The 10249-nt window shown below is 74.1% G+C and carries 9 protein-coding genes; all 9 read right to left on the reverse strand.

Annotated elements, in window-relative coordinates:
• Positions 1–126 precede the first annotated feature (126 nt).
• The 9 genes from argF to L7D48_RS19900 all read right to left on the reverse strand — a co-directional run bounded on the left by argF (position 127) and on the right by L7D48_RS19900 (position 10242).
• A complete protein-coding gene (gene argF, locus L7D48_RS19860; protein ID WP_237880926.1) occupies positions 127–1131 on the reverse strand; it encodes an ornithine carbamoyltransferase in 1005 nt (334 codons plus the stop codon).
• A 181-nt stretch (positions 1132–1312) separates the two neighbouring features.
• Positions 1313–2611, reverse strand: a complete 1299-nt coding sequence (locus tag L7D48_RS19865; protein WP_237880929.1) for an arginine deiminase — start codon at positions 2609–2611, stop codon at positions 1313–1315.
• A 65-nt stretch (positions 2612–2676) separates the two neighbouring features.
• Positions 2677–2994, reverse strand: a complete 318-nt coding sequence (locus tag L7D48_RS19870) for a hypothetical protein (RefSeq protein ID WP_237880931.1) — start codon at positions 2992–2994, stop codon at positions 2677–2679.
• A gap of 50 nt (positions 2995–3044) precedes the next feature.
• Positions 3045–5645, reverse strand: coding sequence for a polynucleotide kinase-phosphatase (locus tag L7D48_RS19875; RefSeq protein ID WP_237880934.1), 2601 nt, complete (start codon positions 5643–5645; stop codon positions 3045–3047).
• On the reverse strand, positions 5642–7144 hold the full coding sequence (locus L7D48_RS19880) for a 3' terminal RNA ribose 2'-O-methyltransferase Hen1 (protein WP_237880936.1): 1503 nt from the start codon (positions 7142–7144) through the stop codon (positions 5642–5644). Before L7D48_RS19880 ends, L7D48_RS19875 begins: the two co-directional genes overlap by 4 nt.
• Positions 7145–7213: 69 nt before the next feature.
• Positions 7214–8188: a homocysteine S-methyltransferase gene (gene mmuM, locus L7D48_RS19885; protein ID WP_237880938.1), complete on the reverse strand. Its 975-nt coding sequence runs from the start codon at positions 8186–8188 to the stop codon at positions 7214–7216.
• 7 nt (positions 8189–8195) lie between these two features.
• Positions 8196–9119, reverse strand: a complete 924-nt coding sequence (locus tag L7D48_RS19890; protein WP_237880940.1) for an LLM class F420-dependent oxidoreductase — start codon at positions 9117–9119, stop codon at positions 8196–8198.
• Positions 9120–9140: 21 nt separating this feature from the next.
• Entirely contained in the window at positions 9141–9710 is a 570-nt protein-coding gene (locus L7D48_RS19895; RefSeq protein ID WP_308312319.1) for a DUF6099 family protein, read from the reverse strand.
• A 109-nt stretch (positions 9711–9819) separates the two neighbouring features.
• Positions 9820–10242: a nucleotide pyrophosphohydrolase gene (locus L7D48_RS19900; RefSeq protein WP_374492959.1), complete on the reverse strand. Its 423-nt coding sequence runs from the start codon at positions 10240–10242 to the stop codon at positions 9820–9822.
• Positions 10243–10249: the final 7 nt, after the last annotated feature.

Genomic DNA, 10249 nt, shown 5'->3' on the forward strand with positions numbered 1-10249 from the left:
GTTCGCTGGGCGGGCATGGGGGCCTTCCGGGCCGGACGGCGGGTGTCGTCTCGAACCCTAGGCGCACCCTCTGACAACGCCCCTGAGCCCGCGGTGAGCACCACGCCCCCGCGAGGGCGGCAGCCCCTACGCCCCCGCGAGGGTGGCGACCATGACCGCCTTGATGGTGTGCATGCGGTTCTCCGCCTCGTCGAAGACGACCGAGTGCTCCGACTCGAACACCTCGTCCGTCACCTCCAGCGACTCCAGGCCGTACCGCTGGTGGATCTCCCGGCCCACGGCCGTGCCCAGGTCGTGGAAGGCGGGCAGGCAGTGCAGGAAGCGGACGCGCGGGTTGCCGGTGGCGCGCAGGACGTCCATGGTGACGGCGTACGGCCGCAGCAGCTCGATGCGCTCCTCCCAGACCTCCTTGGGCTCGCCCATCGACACCCACACGTCGGTGGCGACGAAGTCGGCCCCCAGCACACCCTCCTCGACCTTCTCGGTGAGGGTGACGCGCGCGCCGGTGGTCTTCGCCAGGGAGCGGGCGGCGGCGATCACCGGCTCCTCGGGCCACAGGCTCCGCGGTGCCGCGATGCGCACGTCCATGCCGAGCAGGGCGCCGGTGACCAGGTAGGAGTTGCCCATGTTGTTGCGGGCGTCGCCGAGGTAGGCGTAGGCGGTCCGTGTCAGCGGCTTGTCGCAGTGCTCGGTCATGGTGAGCGCGTCGGCGAGCATCTGAGTGGGGTGCCAGTCGTCGGTGAGCCCGTTGTAGACGGGGACGCCGGCGTGTGCGGCCAGTTCCTCCACCGCCTCCTGGCTGCTGCCCCGGTACTCGATCGCGTCGTACATCCGCCCCAGCACCCGGGCGGTGTCGCGTACCGACTCCTTGTGGCCGATCTGGGAGCCGGACGGGTCGAGGTAGGTGGTGTGGGCGCCCTGCTGGGCGGCGGCGGTCTCGAAGGCGCAGCGGGTGCGGGTGGAGGTCTTCTCGAAGATCAGCGCGATGCCGCGTCCGCGCAGCCGCTGCTCCTCGGCGCCCGCACGCCGGGCCGCCTTCAGCTCGGCGGCCAGCTCGATCAGGTGGCGGAACTCCTCGGGGGTGAAGTCCAGCTCCTTGAGGAAGTGGCGGCCCGTGAGATCGATCGCCATGGGGGTCTCCTGGGGACTGTCGCGTCGGATACGGCGGGAAAGCCGGAAGTCTATACGAGTACTCGCATCCCTATGCAGAGGGGGGCGTCCCCGTCCCGGACCGTACCCGTACGGGCGCCCGCCCCTCGCGCCCTTCCCCTGCCGCGTCCACGCTCTCCTGCGGCCTCGCCGGTGCCCGCGCCTACACCGCGTCGCGCTCGACCGGGCAGCTCATGCACCGCGGCCCGCCCCGGCCCCGGCCCAGCTCGCTGCCGGGGATCGTGATGACCTCGATCCCCCGCTTGCGCAGATGCGTGTTGGTGGTGACGTTGCGCTCGTAGGCGATGACCACGCCCGGCTCGACGGCCAGCACGTTGCAGCCGTCGTCCCACTGCTCGCGCTCGGCCGCGTGCACGTCCTGGGTCGCGGTGAGCACCCGGATGCCGTCCAGGCCCAGGGCCGCGGCGATGGCCCGGTGCATGTGCTCGGGCGGGTGGTCGGTGACCTTCAGCTCCGACTCGGCCGCGCCGGGCTCGATGGTGTACGAGCGGAGCATGCCCAGGCCCGCGTACTGGGTGAAGGTGTCGCCGTCGACCATCGTCATCACCGTGTCCAGGTGCATCAGGGCACGCTTCTTGGGCATGTCCAGCGCCACGATGGTGCGGGCCGAGCCCGCCGCGAACAGGCCCCGGGCCAGCATCTCCACCGCCTGCGGGGTGGTGCGCTCGCTCATCCCGATGAGCACCGCGCCGTTGCCGATGACCAGCACGTCCCCGCCCTCGATGGTGGAGGGGTAGGCGCCCTGGCCCTCGGACCAGACGTGGAAGCCCCTGCCCTCCGGGGCGCCGGGCTCCTGGGCTGCGGGGTCCTGGGCTCCGGGGTCCTGGGCTGCGGGTGCACCGGAGGCTGCGGCGAACAGCGGGTGGTGGTGGTAGATCGCCTCGAAGTGGATCGTCTCGCGCTGCCGGGCCGGCCAGCGCATGGCGTTGATGGACACCCCGTCGTAGATCCAGGCGGAGGTGTCGCGGGTGAACAGGTGGTTGGGCAGCGGGGCGACCAGGAAGTCGTCCAGGTCCATCACGTGGAAGCGCACCGAGACCGGCTCGGGGTGCCGCTCCAGGTACTCCCGCTTGGTCATCCCGCCCACCAGCGCCTCGGCCAGCTCCGCCCCGGACATCTCGTCGAAGACGGCCCGCAGGTGGTCGGCGGCCAGCGGCCCGTACTCCTTCTCGTGGAAGGTGCGGTCCAGGACGAACGCGCGGGCCGCGGGGACCTCCAGCGACTCCGCCAGCAGGTCGCCGAACAGGTGGACCTCCACGCCCCGGTCGCGCAGGACGTCGGCGAAGCCGTCGTGCTCCTGGCGGGCCCGCCGCACCCACAGCACGTCGTCGAAGAGCAGGTCGTCCCGATTGGTCGGGGTGAGCCGTTTCAGTTCCAGGTCGGGGCGGTGCAGGATGACGCGGCGCAGCCGCCCGGTCTCGGAGTCGACGTGGAATCCCATGCCACCATCCTCACCCCGAGCCGGGCGGCTACACCCGGCACACCGTCCGGCCCCCGGCCCGGCGGTCACCGCCGGTGCGGCTGCCGTCGCCACCGCCGCAGCCGCTCCCACGGCCGGGGCCGGGGCGGGGGACCCGCCCGTTCGGCGGCCTCGGTCAGGACCCGCACCATCTCCTGGGTCCTGAGCAGCTTCGCCTCGATCCGGTCCCTGTGCTCGGCAAGCGCGGCCAGGTCCCGTTCGGCCTCCTCGTGCGCCGCCCGGACGATCTCCTCGGCGCGGCGCCGTGCCCGGGCGAGGATCTCCTCGGCCTGCCGCATTCCCGGTTCGTGGCCGCACCGGTCGCACCGCCAGGCCCCCTCCGACCGCTGCCCGGACCCTCCCATGGCCCCTCCTCCCGTCGGCTGCGGCCGGCCTGGCATGGCGGGCCCGGCGGTCAGAGCCTGGGGTCGACCGGTTCCGACTCCAGGGCGAGGACGGCGAAGACCGCCTCGTGCACCCGCCACAGCGGCTCGCCACGTGCCAGCCTGTCCAGCGCCTCCAGGCCGAGGGCGTACTCGCGCAGGGCCAGGGATCGCTTGTGGCCCAGGTGGCGCTCCCGCAGCCGCCGCAGGTTCTCCTCGCGGGCGTACTCCGGGCCGTAGACGATCCGCAGGTACTCCCGTCCCCGGCACTTCACGCCCGGCTGGACCGGCCGCCCGTCCGGGCCGCGCACCAGGGCGTCCAGCGGTTTGACGACCATGCCCTCGCCCCCGGCCTCCGTCAGCTCCAGCCACCAGTCGGTGCCCGCCGCGACGGAAGCCTCGTCGCCGGTGTCCACCACTAGGCGCCCGGTGCGGCGCAGCAGCCCGGTGCCGTCGGCGCCGGCCAGCCGGTCCAGCCAGGCGAGCTGGTCGACGTGCGGTACGGCGGCCAGGCTGTGGCCTCGGACGGCAAGGACCTGGAAGGGGGCGAGTTCCACGCCGTCGAGCCCGTCCACCGGCCGGCAGTAGCGGCCGTACGCCGCGGTGAACGCCGCCGCGTCCGCCGCGCGCTCCCGCTGCCGCGCCAGCAGCCCGCCCACCTGAGAGCCCCGGGCGGCCGCCGCCTCCAGGGCGGCCAGCGCGCCGGGGAAGGCGGCTTCGGCCGCCGCGCCGACCGCCGCGTACTGCCGGCGCAGCAGCCCGGCCGACTTCAGCGACCAGGGCAGCAGCTCGGCGTCCAGCAGCAGCCAGTCGGTGTCCAGCTCCTCCCACAGCCCGGCGCCGTCGGCGGCGGCGCGCACCCGGGCGAGAACCTCCTCGGTGACGGCCCGGTCGTCGAAGAACGGGCGCCCGGTGCGGGTGTGGAGCGCGCCCGTCTCCCCGCCGGTCACGCCGAACCGCTCGGCCGCGGTGTCCGCGTCGCGGCAGACCAGGGCGACGGCGCGCGAGCCCATGTGCTTCTCCTCGCACACCACCTTCGCCACGCCCGCCGCCCGGTACTCGGCGAACGCCTCGGCCGGGTGCTCCAGGTAGCCCTCCAGCCTCGAGGTGGCGCAGGGCGCCATCGTCGGCGGGAGGTAGGGCAGCAGGCGCGGGTCGATCGCGAAGCGGCTCATCACCTCCAGCGCGGCGGCGGCGTTCTCCTCGCGCACCGCGACGCGGCCGGCGTGGCGGGTCTCCACCACGCGGCGGCCGTGCACGTCGGCCAGGGCGAGCGGGCGGCCCTCGTGCCCGCCGGGGGCGTCCGCCGTCAGCGGTCTCACCGGCTCGTACCAGACCCGTTCGGCGGGGACGTCCACCAGTTCGCGCTCGGGCCAGCGCAGGGCGGTCAGGGCCCCGCCGAAGACGCAGCCGGTGTCCAGGCAGATGGTGTTGTTCAGCCAGGTCGCGCGCGGGGTGGGGGTGTGGCCGTAGACGACGGCGGCCCGGCCCCGGTAGTCCTCGGCCCACGGGTAGCGCACGGGCAGGCCGAACTCGTCGGTCTCACCGGTGGTGTCGCCGTACAGGGCGTGGCTGCGGACCCGGCCGGAGGTGCGGCCGTGGTACTTCTCGGGCAGCCCGGCGTGGCAGACGACCAGAGCGCCGCCGTCGAGGACGTAGTGGCTGACGAGCGAGCCGATGAACTCCCCCACCCGCGCGGGGAACTCCGGGTCGGCGGTGGCCTCCTTCTCCAGCTGTCCGATCGTCTCGGCGAGCCCGTGGGTGTGCTGGACGTTGCGGCCCCTCAGGTACCGGCCGAGCTTGTTCTCGTGGTTGCCGGGGACGCACAGCGCGTGCCCGGCGGCGACCATGCCCATGACCAGGCGCAGCACCCCGGGGCTGTCGGGGCCGCGGTCGACGAGATCGCCGACGAAGACGGCGGTGCGCCCCTCGGGGTGGCTCGCGTCCACCGCGCGGCCGGCCCCGTCGCGCTCGATCGTGTAGCCGAGCCGGCCCAACAGGACCTCCAGCTCGGCGCAGCAGCCGTGGACGTCGCCGACGATGTCGAACGGGCCGGTCAGGTGCCGCAGGTCGTTGTAACGCCGCTCCAGCTCGATCCGGGCGGCGGCCACCTCCTCCACCCCGCGCAGGATGTGCACCTTGCGGAAGCCCTCGCGCTCCAGGGAACGCAGGGAGCGGCGCAGTTCGCGCCGCTGGCGCGGGATCACGTGGGCGGGCATGTCCGCGCGGTCGGGGCGGGCGGCGTTGCGCTCGGCGCAGACGCTCTCCGGGACGTCCAGGACGATCGCCACGGGCAGCACGTCGTGCTCGCGGGCCAGCCTCACCAGCTGCCGCCGGGCCTCGGTCTGCACGTTGGTGGCGTCCACCACGGTCAGGCGTCCGGCGGCCAGCCGCTTGCCGGTGATGTAGTGCAGCACGTCGAAGGCGTCGGAGCTGGCGCTCTGGTCGTTCTCGTCGTCGGCGACCAGACCCCGGCAGAAGTCGGAGGAGACGACCTGGGTGGGCGCGAAGTGGGTGCGGGCGAAGGTGGACTTGCCCGCGCCGGTGGTGCCGACCAGCACCACCAGGGACAGGTCGGGTACGGCGAGGGCCGTCGTACGGGCCGGGGCGGGGGCCGGGGTGCGGTCCGTCATGCGACTGCCTCCTTCGCGGTGGCCGGGGCGCCGGTCTTCGGCGCCCCGGTGGCCGGTACCTCGGCGGCCAGGCGGAACAGGGCGAGCTGGGTGGGCGGGCCGACCTCGGGGTCGTCCTCGCCGACGGGCCGGAACTCCACGGTGTAGCCGTGCCGTTCGGCCACGCCCCGGGCCCAGGCCCGGAACTCCTCACGAGTCCACTCGAAGCGGTGGTCGTGGTGGCGTACCTCGCCCGCGGGCAGGGTCTCCCAGCGCACGTTGTACTCGGCGTTGGGCGTGGTGACCACGACCGTCCCCGGCCGGGCCGCGCCGAAGACGGCGTACTCGGCCGCGGGCAGGCGCGGCGGGTCGATGTGCTCGATCACCTCGCTGAGCACTGCCGCGTCGTAGCCGGACAGCCGGGGGTCGGTGTACGTCAGCGAGCCCTGGGTGAGGGTGACGCGGGCGGCCTGCCGCTCGGGCATCCGTTCCAGGCGCAGTCTGCGCCGCGCCTCGTGCAGGGCACGCATCGACACGTCCACGCCCGCGATCTCGGTGAAGCGGGCGTCCTTCAGCAGCGCCTGCACCAACTGGCCCTGCCCGCAGCCCAGGTCCAGGACGCGGGCGGCGCCGCTCTCGCGCAGGGCGGCCAGGATCGCCTCGCGGCGCAGGACGGCCAGCGGGGCGGGGCGCTCGTCGGTGTCGGCGCCCTCGTCCACGGCGTTGTCCAGCTCCTCTGCCTCGCTGCCGTCGGCCTCGGCCAGACGGGCGAGCTCCAGGCGCTCCAGGGCCTCGCGGGTGAGGCGCCGGCGGCGGGCGAGGTAGCGGCCGGCGATGAGCTCCTGTTCGGGGTGGTGCTCCAGCCAGCCCTCTCCGGCGCGCAGCAGCTTGTCCACCTCGTCGGGGGCGACCCAGTAGTGCTTGGCGTCGTCCAGCACCGGCAGCAGGACGTACAGGTGGCGCAGCGCGTCGGCGAGCCGCACCTCGCCCTCCAGCACCAGCGACACATAGCGGGAGTCGCCCCACTCGGGGAAGCGGGCGTCCAGCGGCACCGGTTCGGCGCCCACCGTCCAGCCCAGCGGCTCGAAGAGGCGGCGGACCAGCTCGGGGCCGCCGCGGGCGGGCAGTGCCGGCACCCCGATCCGCAGGTGCCTTCTGCGCTCGGGCAGTTCGGGGCGGGCCCGGCACTGGCCCTTGAGCGCGCTGGAGAACACCGCGCCCAGCGCCACGGCCAGCAGCGAGGAGGCCGCGTACGGGCGGTCGTTGACGTACTGCGCCAGGGCCGAGTCCGGTGCGCCGCCGCGCCCCTTGCCCCGGCCGCGGCGGACCAGGGCGACGGGGTCGACCTCCAGCAGCAGCGCCACGGTGCAGCGCTCGGGCCCCGCCTCGGGGTAGAAGACGTGCGCGGTGCCGTGGGAGGTGGAGAACTCCTGCGCCCGGTCGGGGTGTTTGTGCAGCAGGAACCCGAGGTCGGTGGCGGGCCGCTCGGCGCTGCCGGTGGTGGTCATCGTCAGGAACACCCGAGCGAGTATGGCCCGTTCGGGCGGGCCGCCCCCAGCGGTTTTCCACAGGACGGGGCGTTGGTGCGACTATCCCTTCGGCTCCGGTCCCGGTTCCGCCTCCCGTCCCGCCCCTGCCGCGAGTTCCGCCGCCAGGGCGGCGATCTCCGCCGGGCCCACCCGGCAGCAGCCGCCGACCAGCCGGGCACCGTCGCGCACCCACGCGCGGGCGGCGGCCGGGTCGAAGGCGTTCTCGCCCGTCCAGGCCCCGCGCGCCGCGTCCCAGCCCTCGCCGCTGTTGGGGTAGACGACCGCCGGCTTGCCCGTGACCCGCGCCGCCAGGCGTACCGCGGGCGCGGCGTCGCGCGGATCGCAGCAGTTGACGCCGACCGCGATCACCTGGTCGTTGCCGGCGGCGACGGCGAAGGCGTCCGCCAGCGGCTGCCCGGCCCGGGTGCGCGGCCCGGCGACGGTGTACGACAGCCACACCGGCACCCCGCAGCCGGCCGCCGCGCGCAGCAGGGCCTCGGCCTCGTCGGCGTCGGGCACCGTCTCCAGGGCCAGGGCGTCCGGGGCGGCCGCCGCCAGCGCCTCGATCCGGGGCCGGTGGAAGCGCTCCAGCTCGGCGACCGTCAGGCCGTACCGGCCGCGGTACTCGCCGCCGTCGGCGAGCACCGCGCCGTACGGGCCGACCGAGGCGGCCACCCACACCGGCCCCCCGGCCGCGCCCGCCGCGGCGCGGGCCAGGGCCACGCTGCGGCGCAGCAGGGCGTCGGTCTCCGCACCGCCCAGCCCGCGCCGGGCGAAGCCGGGGTGGGATGCCTGGTAGCTGCCGGTGATGAGCACCCGCGCCCCCGCCCGCACATAGGCGGCGTGGGCCGCCTCCACCTGGGCGGGGTCGTCGGCGAGCAGCCGGGCCGACCACAGCTCGTCGGACAGGTCGCAGCCCTGTGCCTGGAGCTGGTTGGACAGCCCGCCGTCGAGGACGAGGGGGCCGCGCGCCAGGGCGTCCGCGAGCGGAAGCACGGGGACGGGCGCGGGCGACGGCGCGGGCGGTGTGCTCATGCCGGGTTCACCCCAGCCGGCTCTGCACCTGGGAGGAGATCAGCTCCAGGTGGTCCAGGTCGTGCAGATCCAGGATCTGCAGGTAGATCCGGGAGGAGCCCGCCTCCGCGTAGCGGCCGATCTTGTCGACCACCTCGGCCGGGGAGCCGGCCAGCCCGTTCTCCTTCAGCTCGTCCACCTCGCGGCCGATGGCCGCCGCGCGCCGCGCCACCTCGGCGTCGTCCCGGCCCACGCAGGCGACCAGGGCGTTGGAGTAGATCAGGTCGTCCGCGGCGCGGCCGTGCTCCTCGGCGGCGGCCCGCACCCGGCCGAACTGCCGCTCGCTGTCCTCGACGGAGACGAAGGGGACGTTGAACTCGTCGGCGAAGCGTGCGGCCAGCGCAGGGGTGCGCTTGGCCCCCATGCCCCCGATGAGCACGGGCACCCTGTCCTGTGCGGGCTTGGGCAGCGCGGGCGAGTCGGCGAGCCGGTAGTGGGCGCCGTCGTAGGAGAACGTCTTGCCCGGCTCGGTGGCCCACAGCCCGGTGACGATCTCCAGCTGCTCCTGGAGCCGGGAGAACTTCTCCTTGGGGAACGGAATGCCGTACGCGGTGTGCTCGGCCTCGAACCACCCGGCTCCCAGACCGAGTTCGACCCGTCCGCCCGACATGGCGTCGACCTGTGCCACCTGGATGGCCAGTACACCCGGCAGCCGGAAGGTGGCCGCGGTCATCAGGGTGCCCAGCCGGATGCGCCTGGTCTCGCGGGCGAGGCCCGCCAGGGTGATCCAGGCGTCCGTCGGGCCGGGGAGCCCGTCGACGTCACCCATCTTCAGGTAGTGGTCGGAGCGGAAGAAGGCGTCGAATCCCAGGTCCTCGGTGGCCTTGGCGACCGCGAGGAGGGTTTCGTAGGAGGCGCCCTGCTGGGGTTCGGTGAAGATGCGCAGATCCATGCCCTCCATCCTGCACCTTCGCTACGCCTCCTCCCGCACCGGCGGGCCGTCCCCGCACACCGGCGCGGCGCCCTCGCACACCGGCATGGCTCCCCCCTGTACGAGCGGGGCCTCGGATTCGCACACCGGCGGGGCCCGGCGGAAGGGCCGGGGTCTGAGGGCGAGCCGTCTGAGGATCGCCGTCACCCTGTCACCGCACTCGTCGGCCGCGTCGATGCCCTCGATGCACCTCCAGTAGAGCCCCTCCTCCTCCGCGTCGACCGCGACCCGTACCAGCGCGCCCCCGGCCTCGCCCAGCAGATCGCCCAGTTCGTGCAGGGCCGAAAGAGGGTCGCTCATCTCCGTCAGGCGGGCGGCGCGCGCCCCGTCGGACCGCTGCCCGGGGCCGCGCAGCGAACCGCAGGCGCGCCCGCTCGCCTCACGCAGTCCACCGGCCTGGGCCCGCACCTCGGGCGGACCCGCCGTGGCCAGGTGGACTCCTACCGCCTCCGCGAGCGCCTGCGCCTGCCACGCCTCGGTAACGACGTCAGCCGCTTCCTCACTGTGTGCGAGCGCTCGCCGCGTGATCTCAATGAGTGGTACCGCATCCATCCACCTTTTCCCTCCGCAATCATTCGCTACCCAGCGTGATACCCAAGGCCGCGCTTGGCTAGAGGGTTCGGGAAAACTGTGGAAAAACTCGACACTGTGGAGAACTTCGTCACTCCGAAGAGTGACGATTGGCCTCCCCCGGAGCGGCACCGCAACCGTCCGTCTCGCCGACTCCCCCACCGACCCCTCCATCACTCTCGGTAACGGGAAAGCGTCGTTCGTTCCGTTCGATCTTCGCCTCCAGCGCGGCCGGCGCGTCGATTCCCAGCACCTCGCACAACTGCAGCAGATAGGCGAGGACGTCGGCGACCTCGTCCGCGACCCGCCCCGCGGTGCCCGGGTCCTCCATCACCCGCGCCGACTCCTCGGGGGTGAGCCACTGGAAGATCTCGGCCAGTTCGGCGGCCTCCACGCCCAGCGCCGCCACCAGGTTCTTCGGCGTGTGGTACGGCTCCCACCGCCGTGCCGCCGCGAACTCGGCCAGCCTGCGCTGGAGTTCGCCCACCCTCCCCTCGGGCCGCCCGTACGGCACCGGATGG

It is taken from the genome of Streptomyces sp. ICN903 (genome assembly GCF_022015835.1).
Classification (GTDB): Bacteria; Actinomycetota; Actinomycetes; order Streptomycetales; family Streptomycetaceae; genus Streptomyces; species Streptomyces fenghuangensis.